This window comes from Pseudoduganella buxea (assembly GCF_009720835.1).
GTDB classification, from domain to species: domain Bacteria; phylum Pseudomonadota; class Gammaproteobacteria; order Burkholderiales; family Burkholderiaceae_D; genus Rugamonas; species Rugamonas buxea.
This window is the reverse complement of the sequence record NZ_WNKZ01000018.1, coordinates 12,996-34,134: the sequence shown is the minus strand read 5'-3', so window position 1 is coordinate 34,134 and position 21,139 is coordinate 12,996. Positions and strand designations below refer to the sequence as shown.

The following is a 21,139-nucleotide window of genomic DNA, read 5'->3' as shown; positions in this document are numbered from 1 at the left end:
GGCCCTCCTAGGCGCTGGCGGCGCGCGCGTGCATCACGGCGAACCAGCCGGCGTCGTCGGTCCAGTTGCCGTCGGCCGTGAAGCCGGCTTGCGCCAGCAGGTCGGCAAAGCTCTCGCGCGTGTACTTGTAGCTGTCTTCCGTATGGATTCGGTCGCCGCGCGCGAAATGGCGCTCGCCGCCCTGCCACTGCACCGTCAACGAAGTGCGCGCTTCCAGGTGCATCTCGACGCGGCTTTCCTCGGCATTGAAGAAGGCCACGTGCTGCCACTGGCGCACGTCGAAGTCGGCCCCGAGCAGGTAGTTCAGGTGGCGCAGCATGTTCAGGTTGAAGGCAGCCGTGACGCCGATGGCGTCGTCGTAGGCAGAGTCCAGCACGGCCGCGTCCTTGATCAGGTCCACGCCGATCAGCAGGCCGCCATCGTGCGACGCATTCTCGCGCACCCGGCGCAGGAAGGCGATGGCCTCGTGCGGGGCGAAATTGCCGATCGACGAGCCGGGGTAGAAGAACACGCGCCGCTGCGCTTCGACGCCGGCGGGCAGCGCGAAGTGGCCGGCCAGGTCCAGCGCCAGCGCCATCATGGCGATGTGCGGGAAACGCTGCTGCAGGCGGCCCACCGCCTCGTTCAGGAACTCGCGCGAGATATCGATGGGCACATATTGCTTTGGCTGCAGCAGCGGGAACAGGCTGGCGGCCTTGGCGCAGTTGCCGGCCCCCAGGTCGATCAGGGTGCTGCCCGTGCCGACGCGGCGCGCGATATCGGCGCCATGCCTGGCGAAAATCGACGCCTCGGTGCGTGTGGGATAATACTCGGGCAGCTCGCAGATGGCCTCGAACAGGCGCGAACCGAGGCTGTCATACAGGTATTTCGGCGACGTGGCCGCCTGCGGCGCCAGCAGGCCAGCGGTAATGTCGGCGATGGTGGCGCGTTCGCCATGGGCGGTGCGGTGCGTCGCCGGGGCGCGCTCCGGCGCGACGGTGCGCAGCGCGGCTGTTCGGGTCATGGACATGGTCTTGTTCTTTCCTGGTTTTTGCTTTGGCATCAACGACTGCGAAGAACTGCAAGAAGAACTGCAAGGAAGCTGCGGAAGCTGCGCGTGGTGCTGGTGAAGCGATGCCCCGGCGCGGCGCTGGACCGGCATCAGAGCAGCCTCGGGGAAAAACCTGTAGCCGACCAGCAAACGCCAGCACGAGGCTGGCTGTCTTGCCGTCAGCATGATCGATAGCATCTTTGGATAGCATCTTTGTTATCATAGCCGAATATCGACGGCGCGGCGCCCAGCTCAGGCAGCAGTGCGCCCGCCGAACCGGACATGAACCGGACACGAACCGATCCCGAATCGATCACGAACCACCACCTTCCAGGACATCCATGAAATTCACTTCCCTTCTTGCCGCCGCCGGCATCCTGCTCGCTTCCAGCACCGCTTTTGCCCAGCAGGTGCTGCGCGTGTCGGCCATTCCCGACGAAGCGCCGACCGAACTGCAGCGCAAGTTCAAGCCATTGGGCGAATACCTGGAAAAGAAGACGGGCATGAAGGTGGAATTCACCCCTGTGACCGACTACGCCGCTTCCGTCGAAGGCCTGATCAACCACAAGCTGGACATGGTGTGGTTCGGCGGCTTCACCTTCATCCAGGCCAAGGACCGCAGCAAGGGCCAGGTGGTGCCGCTGGTGCAGCGCGTGGAAGACGAAAAATTCCGCTCCGTGTTCATCACCACGTCGCCCGCCATCCAGAAGCTGGAAGACCTGAAGGGCAAGACGCTGTCGTTCGGCTCCGAGTCCTCCACCTCGGGCCACCTGATGCCACGCTCGTTCCTGCTGGCGGCGAAGGTCGATCCGGACAGCGACCTGAAACGCATCGCCTTCTCCGGGGCGCATGATGCCACCGTGGCGGCTGTCGCCGGTGGCAAGGTCGACGCGGGCGCCCTGAATATCTCCGTGTGGGAAAAGCTGGTCGGCGAGAAGAAGGTCGACGCAGCCAAGGTGCGGGTGTTCTACACGACGCCGCCCTACTACGACTACAACTGGACGGTGCGTGCCGACATGCCGGCCGACCTGAAGAAGAAGATCACGGACGCCTTCCTGTCGCTGGACCCGAACACGCCCGAAGGCAAGCAGATCCTGGAACTGCAGCGCGCCACCAGGTTCATTCCGACCCGCGTCGAAAACTATAACGCCATCGAGGCGGCCGCCAAGAACGCCGGCCTGCTGAAGAAGTAAGAAGGACCCGTTACCGCAATGAGTTCCACGCCACGCGCCGCCGCTGCGCTTGTCTACCGCCTCGACGGCGTCGATGCCCACCATGCGGGCGGCACGCGCGCGCTGGCGCTGCGGGGGATCACCTTGCACGTGGCCCCCGGCGAGCAGCTGGCGCTGATCGGGCCTTCCGGCGCCGGCAAGACCACCTTGCTGGCAACCCTGGCTTGTGCGCACCGGCCGGAGGCGGGCACTTTCGAAGCCTTCGGCACCGATCCGTGGGCACTGGCCGAACGCGAACGGCATCGGCTGCGCGCACGCCTGTTCCTGGCACCGCAAACGCCACCGCTGCCGCCGCGCCAGCGCGTCGTCACGGCCGTGCTGGCGGCGCGCCTGCCCCAGTGGAACCTGTGGCAGGCCCTGGTCTCGCTGGTCAAACCGCGTGACCCGGAAGCGGCCTACCGCGCGCTGGCCCGCTTCAACCTGGGCGAGAAGCTTTACGCCCGCGTCGACCGCCTGTCCGGCGGCGAGCGCCAGCGCTGCGGCCTGGCGCGCCTGCTGCTGTCGAACGCCCAGGCCCTGCTGGTGGACGAGCCCCTGTCCGCGCTCGACCCGGCACTGTCGCAGCTGACCTTGACGACCCTGCAGCAGGAAGCGTCAGCGCGCAACGCCGCCCTGGTCTGCAGCCTGCACCAGGTCGATCTGGCGCTTGCCCACTTCAACCGCATCGTCGCGTTGAAGGATGGCCGCCTCGTGTTCGACCTGCCCCGCGCCCAGGTCACGCAGGCCATGATCGACGCCCTGTACCTGAACGAGCAGCCACCGGCCAACGCCCCGCGCGAGGACGACCTGCCCGCCAAGCTTGCCGTCGGCGCCTGCCTGTAGGCGCCATACCGATGCAGAGCATTCCCGCCGTACCCTATTCCGAGCGCCACCCCGACCCCGCCTGGCGCGGCCGCGTCACGTGGACCGTGCTGGCCCTGTTGATCCTGTGGCCGATGGTCGTCGCCAGCGAATTCAAGCCCGCCATCCTGTTCGAGGGCGACAGCCTGGCCGCCACGGGCAACTTCCTGGCCGCTTTTTTACCACCTGCGCACTCGCCCGAGTTCCTCGCCATGCTGCTGCGCGAGACGTGGCAGACGGTGGCCATTGCCACTGCCGGCCTGACCCTGGCGCTGGTGGGCGCGATACCGGCTACCTTGATCGTCACCGAGCGCCTGTCGGTCTCGCGGCTGGGCACGGGCCGGATGGCGCCCCTGCCGGCGGCCGTGCGCCAGCTGGTGCGCTGGCTGCTGGTGCTGCTGCGCAGCGTGCCCGAGCTGGTCTGGGCGCTGCTGTTCGTGCGCATCATCGGCCTGGGGCCGACGGCCGGCGTGCTGGCCATCGCCCTGACCTACTGCGGCATGCTGGGCAAGGTGTATGCGGAAATCCTGGAGTCGTCCGAGCGCCACGCCAGCGATACCCTGCTGGCCAACGGCGGTTCGCGCCTGGCCGCGCTGCTGTACGGCGCGCTGCCGGAGTCCGCCTCCGAGCTGGTGTCGTACACCGTCTACCGCTGGGAGTGCGCCATCCGCGGCTCCGTCGTGATGGGCTTCGTCGGTGCCGGCGGCCTGGGCCAGCGCATGGATGAATCGATGAAGATGCTGGCCGGCGGCGAAGTGTCGTCCATGCTGCTGGTGTTCGTGCTGCTGGTGGCCTGCGCCGACGTCGTCTCGAAACAGCTGCGCCGGAGGCTGGGATGAGCGCCGCGCCCCAAATGCCGGCACCGCCGCCGCGCCGCTGGTCCGGCCTGGCCTTTGCCCTGGCTCTTCTTGCGCTGGTGGCCGCCAGCTTCGCCAGCCTGCCGCTGCACTTCGCCGCGCTGTTTTCCAGCGAGGCGGCAACCAGCGTGGCCGAGTTCCTGGGCGGCTTCGCGCCGCCGGAACTGGCCGGCGGCTTCCTGAAAAAAACCGCCATCGCGCTGGGCGAGACGCTGTCGATGTCGGCCCTGGGCACCTTGCTGGCCGTGGTCTTCGGCCTGCTGCTGGCCATTCCCGCCGCGGGCCGCTTCGGCCGGGTGCCCCGCGCCCTCGTGCGCGTGCTGCTGAACGTGCTGCGCTCGATTCCGGAACTGGTGTGGGCCTCGGTGCTCCTGATTGCCGCCGGACTTGGGCCCTTCCCCGGCACCCTGGCCCTGGGCGCGCACACGGCCGGCGTGCTGGGGCGCCTGTTCGCCGACGCGCTGGAGAACGCCACGCCGCTGCCGGAACAGAGCCTGCGCACCAATGGCGTGGCGCCGATGGCGGCCTTCTTCTACGCCACCTTGCCGCAGACCTTGCCGCAGATGCTGTCCTACGCGCTGTACCGGTGGGAGAACAATATCCGCGCAGCCGCCATCCTCGGCGTGGTCGGTGCCGGTGGGTTGGGCCAGATGCTGAAGTACCACCTGTCGCTGTTCCAGATGCCGAAGGCGGCCACCGTGATCCTGGCCATGCTGCTGCTGGTCGCCCTGGTCGACGCGGCCAGTTTCGGGCTGCGCCGGCTGCTTACCCGTTAATCCACCCGCCTGAAAGGCACCATGCTGGAACTGCGCCAACTGAATAAATCCTATGCCAGCGGCCACCCGGTGCTGCGCGAGCTGTCCTACACCTTCCGGGCCGGCGAATTCGTCGCCATCATGGGCGACTCGGGCGTGGGCAAGTCGACCCTGCTGAACCTGATCGCCGGGCTGGATCACCCCGACCCCGGCCCCGCCGCGCCCATCCTGGTGGATGGCATCGCCATGGCCTCGCTCGACGACGACGCCGCCACCCGCCTGCGCCGCGAACGCATGGGCTTCATTTTCCAGGCCTTCCACGTATTGCCGCACCTGACCCTGCTGCAAAACGTGGCGCTGCCCTTGCTGCTGAACGGCTTGCCCCAGGAACGGGCCAGCCAGATGCTGGCCGCCGTCGGCCTGGGCGGGCGCGACCACGATTATCCGCACCAGCTGTCGGGCGGCGAAATGCAGCGGGTGGCGATTGCCCGCGCGCTGGTGCACCGTCCCGCCCTCGTGCTGGCGGACGAGCCCACCGGCAACCTCGACCCTGAAACGGCGCAGGCCGTGTTGCAGCTATTGCGGGCGGAGATTTCCGCCAGCGGCGCCTGCACCATTATGGTGACGCATTCGCAGGCGGCGGCCGCGATGGCGGACCGGACTGTCATTCTTACCAGGGCTGGACTGCAGGAAGCGCCACACGTCAAGCGGTTCGCTCAATAAACTGAAGATTTTTCGCCAGCAAAGCGCGCCTTTTTTTACAGCCGTAGTATAGTTTATCCAACTTGCATGGTTATTAATAAAGCCCCATAGAACAAGCCAGCAGGCGCCTTGGATGCACGCGTTGTTATAACTCAGGGAGGAGCAAATGAGCGTGAGGCAAAAAAAGCTGGAGTTAATCGAGGCCATGAACCGGGCCCGAGCCATGGAACCGTCAAGTTTCGTTCCCAACAAGCTGCTCGATACCTTGATCGAGCGGATGAATCTGAAGAACGATGCCGAGCTGTGTCGGGTGCTGGAAGTACAGCCCCCCATTATCAGCAAGATTCGTCACCGTAAGCTTGCAGTAGGCGCAACGATTCTATTGCGCATGCATGAGAAGTCGGAAATGAGTATCCGCGAGTTGAAGGAATTGTCCACTGCGTCCGTGCACTGAAGTACAGTGCAATGCCTGGCGCCGGCATCGCAGCTCCGGCGCCCGTTTTACCTTGCCTGTCCGCGCAATATCCCCGCAACGCCGTCCCTTCCCCCTGAGCCGTACCCAGGCCACCTCGCCCCGTCGCCGGGTCTTTCCGACCGCTGATATTTTGACACTTTGCGTTCGGTCCGCCCTCCCACCATTGGGAGAGGTAAAGCTATTCCCGGCTGACTACACTGGCCGAGACGCGGGCCCTGCCTGCCCGTGCACCAGGGGATACCATGACAAAGTCGTCGACGCCACCGGCTGCGGCCTTGCTGAGCGCCGTGCTGGCCCTTCTGCTGTCCGGCTGCGACGGCGCCCATAGCCAGAGCACCGCCGCGCCGCCGCCCGCCTCGCCCGTTTCGGCCGCCACGGTCGTGCAGCGCGAGGTCGTCGAGACGCAGGAATTCTCCGGCCGCCTTGAAGCGGTGGAACGAGTCGAGATCCGGCCCCGCGTGTCCGGCTACATCACGGCCGTGCACTTCACGCCGGGCGCGCTGGTGAAGAAGGGCGACAAGCTGTTCACCATCGATCCCCGCCCCTACCAGGCCGAGCTGGCCAAGGCGGAGGCGGACGCCAATTCGGCCCGGGCCCGGGCGGGACTGGCCAAGGTCGAGCTGGACCGGGCCGCCCGGCTGCTGGCGGACCGCGCCATCGCCCAGCGCGAGTTCGACGAACGCTCGGCCGCCGTCAAGGACCTGGACGCGGCGGCACGCGCCTCGGCCGCCACGGTCGATGCAGCCCGGCTGAACCTGGGCTATACGAATATCACGGCGCCCATCGCCGGGCGGGTCAGCAAAGCCGAAATCACGCTGGGTAACCTGGTCGACGGCAGCGCCGTGCTGACTTCCGTCGTCTCGATTGAACCCATCTATGCCAGTTTCGACGGCGACGAGGACAGCTACCTGCGCGTGCGCCAGCAGCTCCGGCAAGGCCAGAACAAGGACAAGGACATCCGGGTGCGCATCGGCCTGGCCAACGAGACGGGCTTCCCGCACGAAGGCAAGCTGGAATTCGTCGACAACCGTCTCGATCCGGCCACGGGCAGCGTGCGCATGCGCGCTACCTTCGCCAACCCGGACGGCCAGCTGGTGCCCGGCCTGTTCGCCCGCGTCCAGCTGGCCGGCGGCGGCCGGCAGCAGACGGCCGTGCCGACCCTGCTGATCCACGACCGAGCCGTCGGTACGGACCAGGACCGCAAGTATGTCTACGTGCTGGGCAAGGACAACAAGGCCGAATACCGTCCCGTCACCCTGGGCCCGTCCGTGGACGGCCTGCGCGTCGTGCGCGCGGGCTTGAGGCCGGGCGAACGCATCGTCGTGGACGGCCTGCAGCGGGTGCGGCCCGGCGCGCCGCTGGCGCCCCGCACCGTGGCGATGGATGCCGAACCTGACGCCGGCGCACCGGCCCAAAAAGGCTGACCTGGAGGGAGCATGAACTTCCCGCGCTTTTTCGTCGACAAGCCCATCTTCGCTGCGGTGCTGTCGATCATGATCTTCGTTGCCGGTTTGATTGCCATCAGCCGCCTGCCCATCTCGGAATACCCGGAAGTGGTGCCGCCCTCGGTGGTGGTGCGGACCCAGTACCCGGGCGCCAATCCGAAGGTCATCGCCGAAACCGTGGCCGCGCCGCTGGAGGAGCAGATCAACGGCGTGGAAAACATGCTGTACATGGATTCGAAGGCGACGTCGGACGGCAGCCTGGCGCTGACGGTGACGTTCAAGATCGGCACCAACGCCGAGCAGGCCGAGACGCAGGTGCAGAACCGGGTACAGCGCGCCCTGCCCCGGCTGCCAGAGGAAGTGCGCCAGATCGGCGTGACGACGGCGAAAAGCTCGCCCAACCTGACGATGGTGGCCCACCTGTCCTCGCCCAAGGGCCGCTACGACGACGTCTACCTGCGCAACTACGCCGTGCTCAACGTGAAGGACCAGCTCTCGCGCATTCCCGGCATGGGCGAAGTGATCCTGTTCGGCGCCGGCGACTACGCCATGCGCATCTGGATCGATCCGCAGAAGCTGGCGGCCCGCTCGATGACGGCGGGCGACGTGGTCGACGCCATCCGCGCCCAGAACGTGCAGGTGGCGGCCGGCGTCGTCGGTGCCTCGCCCACGAAAGGCTCGCAGTTCCAGCTGACCGTCAACACCACCGGGCGCCTGAAGACGGTGGACGACTTCGGCGGCGTCATCGTCCGTACCAACGCCGATGGCGCCGTGACCCTGCTGCGCGACGTGGCCCGGGTCGAGCTGGGCTCGAACTCGTATGCACTGCGCTCGCTGCTGAACAACAAGTCGGCCGCTGCCATCGGCATCTTCGAGGCACCCGGCGCCAATGCGCTGCAACTGTCGACGGACGTGCGCGCCACCCTGGCCGAGCTGTCGAAGGACTTCCCCGAGGACGTCGAGTTCTCCATCGTCTACGACCCCACCCAGTTCGTGCGCGAGTCGATCCGCGCCGTCATCCACACCCTGCTCGAGGCAGTGGCCCTGGTCGTTGTCGTCGTCATCGTGTTCCTGCAGACGTGGCGCGCCTCCATCATTCCGCTGCTGGCCGTGCCCGTGTCGATCATCGGCACCTTTGCCGTGATGCTGATGTTCGGCTTTTCGATCAACACCTTGTCGCTGTTCGGACTCGTGCTGGCCATCGGCATCGTCGTTGACGATGCCATCGTCGTGGTGGAAAACGTCGAGCGCAATATCGCCGCCGGGCTGACGCCGCACGACGCCACCATCCAGGCCATGCGCGAAGTGTCCGGGCCCATCGTCGCCATCGCGCTGGTGCTGTGCGCCGTCTTCGTGCCGATCGCCTTCGTGTCCGGCCTGACGGGCCAGTTCTACCGCCAGTTCGCGCTGACGATCGCCATCTCCACCGTCATCTCGGCCCTGTGCTCGCTGACCCTGGCGCCGGCCCTGGCGGCGGCCCTGCTGCGCAGCCACGACGCACCGAAGGATGCGCTGACGCGCGGCATGGACAAGCTGTTCGGCCCCTTCTTCGGCTGGTTCAACCGCTTCTTCCACCGTTCCTCCGATGCCTACGGGCGCGGCGTCAAGGGCGTGATGGCCCGCAAGAGCCTGGGCATCGGCGTCTACCTGGCGCTGACGGTGGCGGCCGTGTTCGCGTTCCGCGCCGTGCCGTCCGGCTTCGTGCCGGCCCAGGACAAGCAATACCTGGTGGGCTTTGCCCAGCTGCCGGACGCGGCCTCCCTGGAACGCACGGATGCCGTCGTGCGGCGCATGTCGGACATCATCAGGGACGTGCCGGGCGTGATGGATTCGATCGCCTTCCCCGGCCTGTCGATCAACGGCTTTACCAACGCGCCGAACGCCGGCATCGTCTTCATCGGCCTGAAACCGTTCGGCGACCGGCACTCCGCCGAGCTGTCCGGCCCGGCCATCGCGGCCGAAGTAAACAAGCGGCTGGGCGCCATCGAGGATGCCTTCATCATGGTGTTCCCGCCGCCGCCGGTGAACGGCCTGGGCACCATCGGCGGCTTCAAGATGATGGTCGAGGACCGGGGCAACCTGGGCTACGACGCGCTGTACCAGGCCACCCAGGCGCTGCAGATGAAGGCGTGGCAGAACCCGCAGCTGGCGGGCGTGTTCTCCAGCTACCAGATCAACGTGCCGCAGCTGTTCGCCGACATCGACCGCACCCGCGCCATGCAGCTGGGCGTGCCGCTGGCGACCGTCTACCAGGCCTTGCAGATCAACCTGGGCTCCCTGTACGTGAACGACTTCAACCAGTTCGGCCGTACCTACCAGGTGGTGGTGCAGGCCGACGCGCCGTTCCGCTCGCAGCCCGAGCAGATCGCCCAGCTGAAGGTACGCAACGACAAGGGCGAGATGATTCCCCTGTCCTCGCTGATGCGGATGAAGGACACCTATGGCCCGGACATGGTGAACCGCTACAACGCCTACACGGCGGCCGACATCAGCGGTGGCGCCGCGCCCGGCGTGTCGTCCGGCCAGGCCCAGGAAGCCATGTCGCAACTGGCGCGCGAGACGCTGCCGAAGGGGATCACCTACGAGTGGACCGACCTGACCTACCAGGAGATCCTGGCCGGGAACACGATGGTCTACGTCTTCCCCCTGTGCGTGCTGCTGGTCTTCCTCGTGCTGGCCGCCCAGTACGAAAGCTGGACCCTGCCGCTGGCCGTCATCCTGATCGTGCCGATGTCGATCCTGTGCGCGCTGGTGGGCGTCAAGCTGACGGGCGGCGACAACAACGTCTTCACGCAGATCGCCCTGTTCGTGCTGGTGGGCCTGGCTTCGAAGAACGCCATCCTGATCGTGGAATTCGCCCGCGAGCTGGAAGACCATGGCCGCACCGTCCTGCAGGCGGCGCTGGAAGCATGCCGGCTACGGCTGCGGCCCATCCTGATGACGTCGATCGCCTTCATCATGGGCGTGCTGCCGCTGGTGTTTTCCAGCGGCGCCGGTGCCGAGATGCGCCACGCGATGGGCGTGGCCGTCTTTGCCGGCATGCTGGGCGTGACGTTCTTCGGCCTGTTTCTCACGCCCCTGTTCTACGTGCTGCTGCGCACCCTCGCGCTGCGCCTGTCCGGCACGCCCCACAAGCGTCACCACGCCGACACGGGCCTGGGAGGCTCGGGCGACCCGGGCGCGGCACCGCTGGAAGCCCCCGCCCCCGCCACCGCCCTCGCCACGCCCGCCCCGCGCGACAGCTGGCGCTGAGCCGGCGCCGTTACGCCAGAACCGGCTGCCGCGCCGCAGCGCTGGCCGCCGGTTTCGATTCGGCGTCAGGCGGCCAGCTCCTCGACGCCGTAGTGGCGGGCGTAGCGGGCGTCCATATTGGCCAGGGGCAGCAGGACAAACAGGTCGGCGCTGTCGAAGTCCGGGTCCCAGGCCGGTTCGCCGCAGATCCACGCGCCGGAGCGCAGGTAGCCCTTCAGCAGCGGCGGCACCTGGGCGGTGCGGGCTGCTTCCAGCTTTTCGTGGGGGAACGGCAGGTGGGGCGTGACGCGGTATTCGGCTGGGGCCAGGTGGGTCCGGCGCAGCGTGTCGTAGACGGCGACGGCGTTGTGGCCGCCGTCGGCCAGGCTGATGCTGGCGCAGCCGACGAAGTAGTCGCAGTGCTGGCGCCGCACGTAGTCGAGCAGGCCTGCCCACAGCATCATCAGCACGCTGCCGCCCCGGTAGTCGGGGTGGACGCAGGCACGGCCCGCTTCGACCATGCGCCCGCGCAGGCCGTTCAGCCGGCCCAGGTCGAATTCGTTTTCGGAGTAGACCCGGCCCAGGCGGCGCGCGCCGGCCGGCGACAGCAGCCGGTAGGTGCCGACGATCTTCAGCGAGTCGACGTCGCGCACGACCAGGTGGTCGCAGTGTTCGTCGAATTCGTCGCTGTCCAGGCCATCGGCGCGCTTCAGTGCCGTCAGGCCCAGGTTCTCGACGAACACCCGGTAGCGCAGGCGCTGCACGGCGCGTACGTCGTGGCTGGTGGTCGCCATGCCGACGACGAGGCGGGGCGACAGCGCCCTGGCATAGCCTGTTGCGGTAGTCAATTGCATGCTTCGTCCTCTATTGTGGAGACGAAGCCAGCGTAACGGCCCTTTACTTCAACAGGATGACAGCGCGATGTCGCCTCGGTGACATCAGTCCTTTTTCGGACGGCCCGTCTTCAGGGTCGGCAGCGAAGCAAGCACGCTTTGCAGGGTCGCCATGTCGATCTGGCTGATCAGGGCCACGCCGATGCGCAGCAGCTCGCTCTTGCGGATTTCAAAGCCGGCCTTCAGGCAGGCCTTCTTGACCTGGCCCAGCACCGCGTATTCCGCTTCCGGCATCGTGAAACTGTCGCGCACCAGGCGTTCCTTGGCCGGCTTGTCCTTGGCGACGTCCGCAGCCTTGGCGACGGCCTTGGTGGCCGGCTTGGCCGTTGCCTTCGTGACTGGCTTGGCGGTCGGCTTGGCCGGTTTCGCTGCCTTGACCGGCTTCTCGGCCTTCTCGACCTTTTCCGCCTTCGCGGCCTTGGCCGGTGCGGCCTTGACGGCGGCTTTCACGCTGCTCTTGCGTGCTGCCTTGGCGGGTGCCGGCGCCGCCGACGTGGCCGCTTCCGCCACGGCCTTCACGGGCGCCCTGGCGGCACGCTTGGCCGCCGGCTTGGCGGCGGGCTTGGCGTCGACAGCGGCGGCAGGTGCCGCCGCTGCCTGACCTGGCGTGGCCTTCCTTGGCGCGGCCTTGCGGGCCTTGGCCGGCGCGGCGGCGACATTCACATCGCCAGTCGCGGCAGGATCGTTGACGGTGGTTTCGGTTGCCGGCGCGGCGGCCGGTTTGACAGACTTGAGTGCGTTCATGCTAGCTCCGCGGGGAATTGAATAATATAAACAATATATACTATTTCTGGCCGCAAGGCACCAGTCCTTGCGTTTTTTGCGCCGGCGCGTGCCATGCCGGGAACCCGGACCCAAGCACCGGGGTCCGACCCGGGAGGGCCTGCCGCCGGCCTTACCGGGCCAGGAGCCGCTCCACCATTGCAAGCAACAGGGCGGGCTCCACCGGCTTGGCCAGGTGACCGGAAGCGCCCGCCGCCACGGCCCGCGCGGCATCCTCGGGTGCCGACTGCGCCGTCAGGAAGACGACGGGCACGGCGACCGTCGCCGGGTTGGCGCGGATGCGCCGGCATACTTCATAGCCGTCCATTCCCGGCATCACGGCGTCGAGCAGTACCAGGTCGACCGGGGCAGCGCCCAGCAGGCGCAGCGCCGCCTCGCCGCTGATGGCCACGCGCGTGTCATAACGGCCCTTCAGCAGCGCACACAGCACCATGATGCTGTCGGGCGTATCGTCCACAACCAGCACGGTCTTCAAGACGGCTCTCCTGCCGGCATGCCGGTCGACAGCGACCGTCGCGCGGCCTCGAAATCGTAGCGGGCGATCTGCGCCGCCAGCTGGTCCAGGATGGCCGGGGCCAGCACGGCGGCCAGCGCCGGGCGGGTACTGTCGAAGTAGTCGACGCTGTCGGCACTGCTTGAAGACAGCAACGCGGCCAGGTGGGCCACCGCCTCGGCCGGACGCACGGCCGCCGTGCGCGCCCCTTCCGCCGGCCCGGCCGACGCCTCGTCCCAGGCACCCGCGGCGAAGCGGGCATCGACGGCCGTCACGGCCACGTCGAGCGCCACCTTCAGTTCGTTCAGCAGCACCGGTGCCGGCGCCTCGCCTTCGGCCAGCGCCGCCTCGACCTCGCGCGCGGCCGCCTCGACGGCATTGGCGCCGACATTGCCGGCCACGCCGCGCAAGGTATGCACGCGCTGGCGCGCCTCGTCGCGGCGGCCGGCCGCCAGCGCCGCCATCACCGTCTCGGCCGCGTCGCGCTGCGAGTGGCAGAAGCGTTCCAGCAGTTGCAGGTACAGTACCTGGTTGCCGGCCACGTGGCGCAGGCCCCGCCCCGTGTCGATGCCGGCCAGCTCGGGCAGGCCGCGTCCCCGCTGGGGTGGCTGGGCCGGTGGCGCCGGCAGCATGGGCCGGCCCAGCCAGCGCGACAAGGTGGCATACAGCCGGTCCGGGTCGATCGGCTTGGTCAGGTAATCCTGCATGCCTTCGGCCAGGCAGCGCTCGCGCACGTCGGCCAGCGCATGGGCCGTCATCGCGATGACGGGCGTGCGGTCGAAGCGCTTGTCGCGGCGCAGGGCCAGGGTCGTCTCGTGGCCGTCCAGCATCGGCATTTCCAGGTCCACCAGCACCAGGTCGTAGCGCTCCGGACCGGCCTGGGCCAGCATGTCCAGCGCCTCGCGGCCGTTGCCGGCGAAATCGACATGGATGCCCTGCACCTGCATCAGTTCCGCCGCCACCTGCTGGTTGACGGGATTGTCCTCAACCAGCAGCACGCGGGCGATGATGGCCGGCGGCGCCGGGGGCAGCGCCGTGCCGCGCTGCTGCGCCGGCGTAAACAAGGTCACCAGCATCTGCATCAGCGCCGACTGGGCGATGGGCTTGAACAGGAAGCCGGCAAAGCCGGCCGCCTCCGCCTCGCGCTGGGTGTCGTCGCGTCCGAAGGCCGTGACGAGCACCATGCCGGGCTGGCGCCGCAGCGGCTGGGCCGCGATGCGGCGTGCCAGCTCGATACCGTCGATGCCGGGCATCTGCCAGTCCGTCAGCACCAGCGCATACGGGTTGCCGGCGGCGTCGGCCGCCAGCACCAGGTCCAGCGCGGTCGCGCCGTCGCCGGCCGTGTCGGCATGCAGCGGCAGGCCGCGCATGGCTTCGCACAGCACTTCCAGCGCCAGCGGATTGTCGTCCACCAGCAGCACCCGCGCCCCATCCAGGGCCGGCGGCAGCACGGGCGCCGATTGCGGCTCGCCGCAGCGCGCGAAGCTGAGCTCGAAACTGAACACGGAGCCGCGCCCTTCCTCGCTGTCGACGGCGATCGAGCCGCCCATCAGCCGCACCAGCTGCTGCGAGATCGACAGGCCCAGGCCCGTGCCACCGAACTGGCGCGTGGTCGAGCCCATGGCCTGGCTGAAGGCGCGGAACAGCTTGGCCTTCTGCTCGGGCGCCATGCCGATGCCCGTGTCGCGCACGGAGAACACCAGCACGACGCGGTCGGTACTGTCGCTGTCGAGCTGGCGGCAGGACAGTTCCAGTTCGCCCGTGGCCGTGAACTTGACGGCATTGTTGACCAGGTTGATCAGCACCTGGCCCAGGCGCAGCGGGTCGCCGCACAGGTGACGCGGCACGGAAGGCGGCACGTCGAACAGGTACTCCAGGCCCTTGTCTGCCGCCTTCTGGCTCGTCACGCTGGCCACGTGGGCCAGCACGTCGTCCAGGAAGAACGGCACGGCCTCCACTTCCAGCCGGCCCGCCTCGATCTTGGAAAAATCGAGGATGTCGTTCAGGATGCCCAGAAGGCCCAGGCCGGCGCGGTGGATCTTGCTGATGTAGTCGTGCTGCTTGGGCGACAGCTCGGTGCGCAGCGCCAGGTAGGCCATGCCGATGATGGCGCTGATGGGCGTGCGGATCTCGTGGCTCATATTGGCCAGGAACTCGGACTTGGCCAGGTTGGCCGCCTCCGCCTTCACGTTGGCCGCCACCAGCTTCTGCTCGCGTTCGCGCCGGTCGCTGATGTCGCGGATGAAGCCGCAGAACTCGTAGTTGTCGGCGCCGTCGAGCAGGATGCGGGTGATCGACAGCTCGATGGGAAACTCGCTGCCGTCGCTGCGCAGCGCCTCCACCTCGATGCGGCGGTCCAGCACTTCGCCGCGGCCCTCGCCGGCCAGGTAATTGCGGAACCCGCGCCGGTGATCCTCGCGGTAGCGGGGCGGGATGATCAGGCTGTCGAGCTGCTGGCCGACGGCCTCGTCGCGGCTCCAGCCGAAGATGCGCTCGGCCTGGCGGTTCCAGCCGGCGACGCGGCCGTGCCGGTCCATCGTGACGACGGCGTCGAGTGCCGTGTCGATAATGGCCTGCACCTTGCGCTCGCTGTCGCGCGCCATCTGCATCGTCATTTTCAGGTCGTGCGTGCGGGCGTCGATCTTCGTTTCCAGGTCGCCGTTCAGTTCGCGCAACTCGCTTTCGGCGTCGCGCAGGCGCGTCAACGTGTCGCGAAAGCTGCGCACGGCGCCGGACAGGCGGCCCACCTGGTCGGCCCGGCCGATGCCGGACAGCTGGATGTCCGTCCTGCCCTGGGTCAGCTTCTCCAGCGACTTCTGGATGTCGGCGAACGGGCGCGCCGCCTTGCGCCCCACCAGGAAGATCGACGCGACGATGGTCAGCGCCAACAGCAGGTTGACCACCAGGGCCTGGGTCAGCTGGCGGCGCAGGTCGCGCTCGACTTCCTGGCGCGAATAGGCGATATCGATGGCACCGACCCGGTAGCTGCGCGAGCCGTCGACGAAGGTGATGTCGCGGTGCACGGCAATGGCCTTGCCCGGATCGATGCGGCTGGCCGAGAAGCCGGCCAGCTCGGCGCCGCCGGCCGGGGCGGACACGCGCAGCATCAGCACTTCCGGCGTGCCGCGGATGGCGTCGACGACGCTGGTGATGGCGGCGTTGTTGATGTCGAACAGGGGCCGCGCCAGCGCCTGGGCCAGCACCGTGGCCAGGCGGTCGGAGCGCTCCTGCAGGCGCAGTTCGGCCTGGGCCTTCAAGGTGTGCAGCGCGTAGGTCGTGTAGGCGGCCGTCGACAGCGCCACGGCCAGGAAGATCGAGACGGCCAGGCGCAACAGGATGTCGCGCCGCCACGTGTCGCGCAGGCGGCCCAGGGGCGAACCGGCCAGCCAGGTCAGGAACGTCTGCATCAGCGGGGCGCGCCCTTGCTGCCGGCACGCTCCAGTTTCTGGTAGGCCGGGCTGTTGCGGGCCTGCTCGACGGCGGCCCACACGCGCTGGGCCAGCGCCGGCTGGCGCGCCACCAGCTGGTGCGACAGCATCAGGAAGTAGGGTTTTTCCACCAGCGGCAGCGGCAGCGCTTCGATGCGGTCGCCGTACGGCCCTTCCAGCAGGGTACGGGCATCGCTGCCGCCCACGGCGGCGCCGGCCAGGCGCCCGGCCAGCAGTTTCTTCACCAGCTCGTCGGAGCGCTGGCTGCCTTCGTCGACGGTGACGTTCAGGCTGCGCAGCTGGTCCGTGATGGAATAGCCCAGCTGGGCGCCGATGGCACCGTCCACGTTGCGCAGGGCCCGGCCGTCCCAGTCCAGGGTGCCGCCCTTGCGGCGCAGCAGGATGTAGCGGTCGATGTGCATGCGCTTGCCCGCGTCCGGCGTGGCGCCGCCCGGGTATTCGCCGATCTCGCGGCGGTCGGGTTTATAGCTGACGGCAAAGGCGCCATCGACGGCATTGGCTTTCAGCTGCGCCAGGCAGCGCTTCCACGGCATGCTCTGGAAGTGGAACTCCACGCCGGCGCGCTCGGCGACAAGCCGCAGCAGTTCGAAGTTCAGGCCTTCGCCGGTCTGCGTGCGCCACGGCTTGACGTCGGCCCGTTCGTAGCAAAGCGTGATTGTGGGACCGGCGGCCAGCGCGGACATCGAGGCCGGCAACGCGAGTGCCAGCGCAAGCGAGGTAAGGCAGCGCCGCCGCAGGCCCACGCCGCCCCGTGCAGCCGTACGCGCCGCCACTGCCCTCGTCGATTCCAAGCCCATACTGCCCCGTGCCGCCATCATGCCTCCAGATAACCCGTCACCACTGGCCCGCGCGGGCCACCCGAGTTGGTGAAAGCTATAGTGTAAGCAAAATTACAAGGCAGTGATACATTCTTGCTGACAATATTTTTTGTCGTGGATGCGCGATGCCACCAGGGTGCTCAGGAGCCGGTGCGCACGGTCAGGTCGATATCGACCTCGTCCCATGCTTCCTGTTCCTTTTCCAGCCAGTACATCAAGGTGGGATGCTCGGTGGCCCAGCCGCGCCGCAGTTCCAGCTCGATCTTGTTCTTCATGCGCAGCTTCGGCGCGGCGTCCGCCACCTCGACGCGCGCATGCATGAACACAATGGCCAGGCGCAGCGCCACGACGGCGCGGGCAAAATCGCCGTCGGCCAGAAACTCGCCGATCTTGCGCAGGTTGCCTTTCTGCCCCAGCGCCAGCCGGCTCATGGTGCGCTGGTCGCGCGTCGTGAAGCCCGGCAGGTCGGCGTTCTCGATGATGTACGAGGTATGCTTGTGGTAGCCCGTCTGCGATACGGCCATGCCCAGTTCGTGCAGCTGGGCGCTCCAGTACAGCAGCCGCGCGCAGGCGTCCGACGAGGGCTTCAACTGCTCGAGCAGCACCAGCGCGTCGTCGGCCACGCGCCCCCCGCGCGCCGTGTCGACGTTGAACTTCTGCAGGAAGGCGCGAACGGATTCGTCGCGCCGGTCGCGCCGGGTCGAGCGCAGGTACAGGTCCCACATGACGCCCATGCGCAGCCCCGCTTCGACAGGTTCGATCTGGCCGATGCCCAGTTCATGCATCACGCCGATCAGGATGGCCAGGCCGCCGACGATGGTGCCGGCGCGGTCGGGCCGCAGCCCGGGCATGTCGATCCGGCTGACGTGGCCCAGTTCGATCAGGCGGTTCTTCAGCGCTTCCAGGCTGGCCGGGGTCAGGCCCTTGCCCAGGTTGTTCTTCTCGATCACGTCGGCGATGGCACGGATGGTGCCGGAGGAGCCGTAGGCGCGCTTCCAGAACTGCGGCTGGTACGGCGGCGCGCCGTCCTCGAAGATGCTGCGGGCCGACAGGATGGCGGCCTGGAACGACGGCGCGTCGACGGCGCCGTTGATGAAGAAGGCCAGGCTTTGGCGCACGCTGCCGACGGTAAACGATTCGACCCGCTCGATGTCCAGGCCGCGGCCCAGGATCAGCTCGGTGGAGCCGCCGCCGATATCGACCACCAGGCGCCGCTCGGTGGGCTGGTCCAGCGCGTTGGCCACGCCCATGTAGATGAGCCGCCCTTCCTCCTCGCCGGAAATGATCTCGATGGGATAGCCGATGGCCTGCTCGGCCTGCGGCAGGAAGGTGGCGATATTGCGCGCCTGGCGCATGGTCGACGTGGCCACGACGCGCACGGCCTCGAGGTCGTAGCCCTTGAGCGTGTCGCGGAAACCGGCCAGGCAGGCCAGCGCCCGCTGCATGGCGTCCGGCGTCAGGTTGCCGGCGGCGTCGAGGCCGGCCGCGAGGCGGATCGGTTCGCGCACGCTTTTCAGCACGCGGATGGCGTCGCCGTCGTGCTTGCCAATGGAAAACCTGAAACTGTTCGACCCGAGGTCGACCGCTGCGTACATGGAGGATTCCATTTATATCGTTTATATAGAAAATCCTACCACATTAGAACCCGTTGATGACGGGATCATGACATCAGCGGTGCTGGCCGACTGTGGTGGGCGCGGCGGCGGGCGGGTCCAGGTCGGCGTCGTCGTCCGGCAACACGGGCGCGGCGGCGGCCACCACCTGGTTGCGTCCGCGCAGCTTGGCCGCCTGCAGGGCCTCGTCGGCGCGCTTGAACAGGCTGACGGTGGAATCCTCGGCGCGGATCGTCGTCACGCCCATGCTGGCCGTCAGGTTGATGACGGCCCGCTCGGCCTTGACGGGCAACGCCGCCACGGCCTGGCGAATCCGCTCCGCCACGACGACGGCCTCGGGCAGGCCCGTGCGGGGCAGCAGCAGCGCGAACTCGGCGCCGCCCAGCCGGCCCATCAGGTCGCTGTCGCGCAACTGGCCGCGCACGGCGTCGACGATGGCCTTCAGCACCGTGTCGCCCACGCCGTGGCCGTAATGGTCGTTGACGCGCTTGAAGCTGTCCAGGTTCAGGATGACGACGGCGGTGGGCTGGCCGGGACGGCGCGCCAGCGCCAGCCACGGCGCCAGGCCCTGGTAGAAGCCGCGCCGGTTCGGCACGTCCGTCAGCGCGTCCACCACCTGCAGGCGTTCCATCTCGCTTTGCAGGCCGTCGCGGCCCAGCAGCAAGGTGCCGGCGGCATTGACCAGCAGGACCAGCAGGAACGCCACCAGCGCCCACTGCTCGATGACGGCGCCGTCGACGTAGCCGCTGGCCCAGTCCAGGCGCCCGATGAGCAGTTCCTGCACGGGCCTGCTGCGAATGATGACGCCGCCAGCCACGGCCAGCAGCGGCAGCAGGTTGACCGCCGCCATGGTCCGCCGCAGCAGGCTGGCGCGGCCGCAACGATGAACAGCGCCGCCAGCAGCACGCCCGGCTGGGCCGGCAAGGCCACGCTGCCCGCCAGCAGGGCCGCCAGCGCGACCACCAGGGCACCGACGGCGAACACCTGCAGCAGCAGGCGTGACGCGATGCGTCCGCCGGCCAGCTGGCGGAAGGCCGCCACTTCAAAAGCGATGCCGGCCGTCAGTGCGATGAAGAAGACGGCCGTGACGATATCGTTCATCGGCCCCAGCCAGGCCGGTACCAGCCACGCCCCGCCCTGGCACAGGCGGGCGGCCAGCACGGCCGACAGGTCGCCCCGCCCGCGCCGCCCGGCCGCGTGGCACCACAGCACGCCGGCCAGCACCAGGTTGCCCAGTGCCAGCAGGTGCAGCAGTGCCTGGCTGTCCATGCCGCTCACACTTCGTGTTCGACGTTGCTGCTGCCGTCGCCCACCTTGCTGGCCCAGGCCTGCGTGAAGAAGGCCTTTTCTTCCTCGTTCGGGGCGTCGTGCCAGAACACGATCAGGGTGCCCTTGTGGTCATGCAGCTGGCTGACCTTCTCGATAAAATAATTCTTGCCCGCCAGATCGGCCAGGGCGGCCACGTAACCATACACGCGGTTCAGGCGCTCGATGCGGTCCGGCTCGGTAAAGCTGTTCGTTGCGGTAATGGTCGGGTGGTCCAGAAACATGAATGATCTCCGTGGGGCCCGGTGGACCCTGCCTGGGGCAATGTACCGATAAAACGGTGTCGTGTAAATGAAGCTGCCGGGTTACACTCTGGCGGCGAGCCCGAGAGCTTATCAGAACCTCCAGCCCGAGAACAAGCCGGCACCATGTCTACCGTTTCCGACCACCGTCCCCTCGTCAGCCGGCGCAACGGCCGCCTTACCCTCGAATTCCAGCCCGGCGCCGTGCAGAGCCAGATGGACCTGCGCGACCCGCACCGGCTGGTGCTGGCGTATGCGCGCGCCATGATGTGCTTCGTGCTGTTCAAACCGCGCCCGGCCCATATCGTCATGGTCGGCCTGGGCGGCGGCTCGCTGGCCAAGTTCTGCCACCGCTACCTGCCGGCGGCCCGCATTACCGTCCTGGAACTGCGCGAGGACGTCATCGCGCTGCGCGAGCACTTCGAGATTCCGCCGGATTGCGAGCGCTTTCGCATTGTCCATGCCGACGCGGCCCGCCACATGCCGCAGCTGGCCGGCAGCGTCGACGTGCTGCTGGTGGACGGTTTCGACGACGACGGCCTGCCGCCGGCGCTGTCGTCGGCCCGCTTCTATGCGGACTGCCGGCGGGCGTTGCGGCCGGACGGCGTGCTGGTGGCCAATATCTTCAGCTACGATCCCCACTACCGCACCATGCTACGGCGCCTGCAACATTGTTTCGGCAACCACGTCGGGCAGTTACGCGGCATCGCCGGCAACAACCGCATCGTCTTCGCCCACCGCGCCGTGCCGGGCACCCACACCCGCGCCGGCGCGCTGATGCGGCGCCTGGCCACGTGGGGCAGCCCGTGGCCCTGCCTGGGATTCGGCCCCGTCAACCAGCTGCTGGCGCACCGTGTCGTGGCGGGCCTGCGCGCGGCGGCGCACGGTGGCCGCGACAGTGCGTCAAGACAACAATAAATTCTTCATAGATATACAAAAGGTCGGCAAACGGGCC

General features: G+C 68.0%; 19 protein-coding genes. 9 read left to right on the top strand and 10 right to left on the bottom strand.

Annotation, left to right across the window (positions count from 1 at the left end; translation table 11 throughout):
• Window positions 1-7: 7 nt before the first annotated feature.
• Window positions 8-1,009 carry an L-histidine N(alpha)-methyltransferase gene (gene egtD / locus GM672_RS08865; protein ID WP_155470165.1) on the bottom strand — a complete coding sequence of 334 codons (1,002 nt, stop codon included), beginning with the start codon at window positions 1,007-1,009 and terminating at the stop codon, window positions 8-10.
• 362 nt (window positions 1,010-1,371) lie between these two features.
• Here egtD and GM672_RS08860 point away from each other — a divergent pair, with 362 nt between their 5' ends.
• The 8 genes from GM672_RS08860 to GM672_RS08825 all read left to right on the top strand — a co-directional run bounded on the left by GM672_RS08860 (window position 1,372) and on the right by GM672_RS08825 (window position 10,588).
• Entirely contained in the window at window positions 1,372-2,223 is an 852-nt protein-coding gene (locus GM672_RS08860) for a putative selenate ABC transporter substrate-binding protein (protein WP_155470164.1), read from the top strand.
• Window positions 2,224-2,241: 18 nt separating this feature from the next.
• Window positions 2,242-3,084 (top strand): phosphonate ABC transporter ATP-binding protein, encoded by an 843-nt coding sequence (locus tag GM672_RS08855; RefSeq protein ID WP_155470163.1) that lies wholly within the window; start codon window positions 2,242-2,244, stop codon window positions 3,082-3,084.
• A gap of 11 nt (window positions 3,085-3,095) precedes the next feature.
• Complete coding sequence (locus GM672_RS08850) at window positions 3,096-3,941, top strand: PhnE/PtxC family ABC transporter permease (protein WP_155470162.1); 846 nt, start codon at window positions 3,096-3,098, stop codon at window positions 3,939-3,941.
• Window positions 3,938-4,735 carry a phosphonate ABC transporter, permease protein PhnE gene (gene phnE / locus GM672_RS08845; RefSeq protein WP_155470161.1) on the top strand — a complete coding sequence of 266 codons (798 nt, stop codon included), beginning with the start codon at window positions 3,938-3,940 and terminating at the stop codon, window positions 4,733-4,735. The genes GM672_RS08850 and phnE overlap by 4 nt, the downstream gene beginning before the upstream one ends.
• Window positions 4,736-4,756: 21 nt before the next feature.
• Window positions 4,757-5,437 (top strand): ABC transporter ATP-binding protein, encoded by a 681-nt coding sequence (locus GM672_RS08840; protein ID WP_155470160.1) that lies wholly within the window; start codon window positions 4,757-4,759, stop codon window positions 5,435-5,437.
• Between the two features lie 145 nt (window positions 5,438-5,582).
• Window positions 5,583-5,870, top strand: a complete 288-nt coding sequence (locus GM672_RS08835; RefSeq protein WP_155470159.1) for a hypothetical protein — start codon at window positions 5,583-5,585, stop codon at window positions 5,868-5,870.
• 263 nt (window positions 5,871-6,133) lie between these two features.
• Window positions 6,134-7,315 carry an efflux RND transporter periplasmic adaptor subunit gene (locus GM672_RS08830; protein ID WP_155470158.1) on the top strand — a complete coding sequence of 394 codons (1,182 nt, stop codon included), beginning with the start codon at window positions 6,134-6,136 and terminating at the stop codon, window positions 7,313-7,315.
• Window positions 7,316-7,327: 12 nt separating this feature from the next.
• Window positions 7,328-10,588 (top strand): efflux RND transporter permease subunit, encoded by a 3,261-nt coding sequence (locus GM672_RS08825; RefSeq protein WP_155470157.1) that lies wholly within the window; start codon window positions 7,328-7,330, stop codon window positions 10,586-10,588.
• A gap of 65 nt (window positions 10,589-10,653) precedes the next feature.
• Here the strand turns inward: GM672_RS08825 and GM672_RS08820 are convergent, their stop codons facing one another.
• The 9 genes from GM672_RS08820 to GM672_RS08785 all read right to left on the bottom strand — a co-directional run bounded on the left by GM672_RS08820 (window position 10,654) and on the right by GM672_RS08785 (window position 20,166).
• Entirely contained in the window at window positions 10,654-11,421 is a 768-nt protein-coding gene (locus GM672_RS08820; RefSeq protein ID WP_155470156.1) for a GNAT family N-acetyltransferase, read from the bottom strand.
• 84 nt (window positions 11,422-11,505) lie between these two features.
• Window positions 11,506-12,204 (bottom strand): hypothetical protein, encoded by a 699-nt coding sequence (locus GM672_RS08815; protein WP_155470155.1) that lies wholly within the window; start codon window positions 12,202-12,204, stop codon window positions 11,506-11,508.
• A 151-nt stretch (window positions 12,205-12,355) separates the two neighbouring features.
• The gene (locus tag GM672_RS08810) at window positions 12,356-12,709 is read right to left on the bottom strand and encodes a response regulator (protein ID WP_229427713.1); all 354 of its coding nucleotides are present in this window, start codon (window positions 12,707-12,709) and stop codon (window positions 12,356-12,358) included.
• A gap of 5 nt (window positions 12,710-12,714) precedes the next feature.
• A complete protein-coding gene (locus GM672_RS08805; RefSeq protein WP_155470154.1) occupies window positions 12,715-16,143 on the bottom strand; it encodes a hybrid sensor histidine kinase/response regulator in 3,429 nt (1,142 codons plus the stop codon).
• Window positions 16,143-16,958: a substrate-binding periplasmic protein gene (locus tag GM672_RS08800; protein ID WP_229427710.1), complete on the bottom strand. Its 816-nt coding sequence runs from the start codon at window positions 16,956-16,958 to the stop codon at window positions 16,143-16,145. Before GM672_RS08800 ends, GM672_RS08805 begins: the two co-directional genes overlap by 1 nt.
• 185 nt (window positions 16,959-17,143) lie before the next feature.
• Window positions 17,144-18,598, bottom strand: coding sequence for a Ppx/GppA phosphatase family protein (locus GM672_RS08795; protein WP_155470152.1), 1,455 nt, complete (start codon window positions 18,596-18,598; stop codon window positions 17,144-17,146).
• Between the two features lie 73 nt (window positions 18,599-18,671).
• Complete coding sequence (locus tag GM672_RS08790; protein WP_229417638.1) at window positions 18,672-19,247, bottom strand: GGDEF domain-containing protein; 576 nt, start codon at window positions 19,245-19,247, stop codon at window positions 18,672-18,674.
• Window positions 19,217-19,885, bottom strand: coding sequence for a hypothetical protein (locus GM672_RS29165; RefSeq protein WP_229417635.1), 669 nt, complete (start codon window positions 19,883-19,885; stop codon window positions 19,217-19,219). Before GM672_RS29165 ends, GM672_RS08790 begins: the two co-directional genes overlap by 31 nt.
• 5 nt (window positions 19,886-19,890) lie before the next feature.
• Window positions 19,891-20,166, bottom strand: coding sequence for a hypothetical protein (locus GM672_RS08785; RefSeq protein WP_155470150.1), 276 nt, complete (start codon window positions 20,164-20,166; stop codon window positions 19,891-19,893).
• Between the two features lie 144 nt (window positions 20,167-20,310).
• Between GM672_RS08785 and GM672_RS08780 the strand changes: the two genes are divergently transcribed.
• Window positions 20,311-21,102 carry a spermine/spermidine synthase domain-containing protein gene (locus tag GM672_RS08780; RefSeq protein ID WP_155470149.1) on the top strand — a complete coding sequence of 264 codons (792 nt, stop codon included), beginning with the start codon at window positions 20,311-20,313 and terminating at the stop codon, window positions 21,100-21,102.
• Window positions 21,103-21,139 lie beyond the last annotated feature (37 nt).

What these genes read in the sequence shown, in the direction of transcription:
- egtD (WP_155470165.1), bottom strand. Translation starts at nt 1,009, where the DNA reads ATGTCCATGACCCGAACAGCCGCGCTGCGCACCGTCGCGCCGGAGCGC.
- GM672_RS08860 (WP_155470164.1), top strand. Translation starts at nt 1,372, where the DNA reads ATGAAATTCACTTCCCTTCTTGCCGCCGCCGGCATCCTGCTCGCTTCC.
- GM672_RS08855 (WP_155470163.1), top strand. Translation starts at nt 2,242, where the DNA reads ATGAGTTCCACGCCACGCGCCGCCGCTGCGCTTGTCTACCGCCTCGAC.
- GM672_RS08850 (WP_155470162.1), top strand. Translation starts at nt 3,096, where the DNA reads ATGCAGAGCATTCCCGCCGTACCCTATTCCGAGCGCCACCCCGACCCC.
- phnE (WP_155470161.1), top strand. Translation starts at nt 3,938, where the DNA reads ATGAGCGCCGCGCCCCAAATGCCGGCACCGCCGCCGCGCCGCTGGTCC.
- GM672_RS08840 (WP_155470160.1), top strand. Translation starts at nt 4,757, where the DNA reads ATGCTGGAACTGCGCCAACTGAATAAATCCTATGCCAGCGGCCACCCG.
- GM672_RS08835 (WP_155470159.1), top strand. Translation starts at nt 5,583, where the DNA reads ATGAGCGTGAGGCAAAAAAAGCTGGAGTTAATCGAGGCCATGAACCGG.
- GM672_RS08830 (WP_155470158.1), top strand. Translation starts at nt 6,134, where the DNA reads ATGACAAAGTCGTCGACGCCACCGGCTGCGGCCTTGCTGAGCGCCGTG.
- GM672_RS08825 (WP_155470157.1), top strand. Translation starts at nt 7,328, where the DNA reads ATGAACTTCCCGCGCTTTTTCGTCGACAAGCCCATCTTCGCTGCGGTG.
- GM672_RS08820 (WP_155470156.1), bottom strand. Translation starts at nt 11,421, where the DNA reads ATGCAATTGACTACCGCAACAGGCTATGCCAGGGCGCTGTCGCCCCGC.
- GM672_RS08815 (WP_155470155.1), bottom strand. Translation starts at nt 12,204, where the DNA reads ATGAACGCACTCAAGTCTGTCAAACCGGCCGCCGCGCCGGCAACCGAA.
- GM672_RS08805 (WP_155470154.1), bottom strand. Translation starts at nt 16,143, where the DNA reads ATGCAGACGTTCCTGACCTGGCTGGCCGGTTCGCCCCTGGGCCGCCTG.
- GM672_RS08795 (WP_155470152.1), bottom strand. Translation starts at nt 18,598, where the DNA reads ATGTACGCAGCGGTCGACCTCGGGTCGAACAGTTTCAGGTTTTCCATT.
- GM672_RS08790 (WP_229417638.1), bottom strand. Translation starts at nt 19,247, where the DNA reads ATGGAACGCCTGCAGGTGGTGGACGCGCTGACGGACGTGCCGAACCGG.
- GM672_RS29165 (WP_229417635.1), bottom strand. Translation starts at nt 19,885, where the DNA reads ATGGACAGCCAGGCACTGCTGCACCTGCTGGCACTGGGCAACCTGGTG.
- GM672_RS08785 (WP_155470150.1), bottom strand. Translation starts at nt 20,166, where the DNA reads ATGTTTCTGGACCACCCGACCATTACCGCAACGAACAGCTTTACCGAG.
- GM672_RS08780 (WP_155470149.1), top strand. Translation starts at nt 20,311, where the DNA reads ATGTCTACCGTTTCCGACCACCGTCCCCTCGTCAGCCGGCGCAACGGC.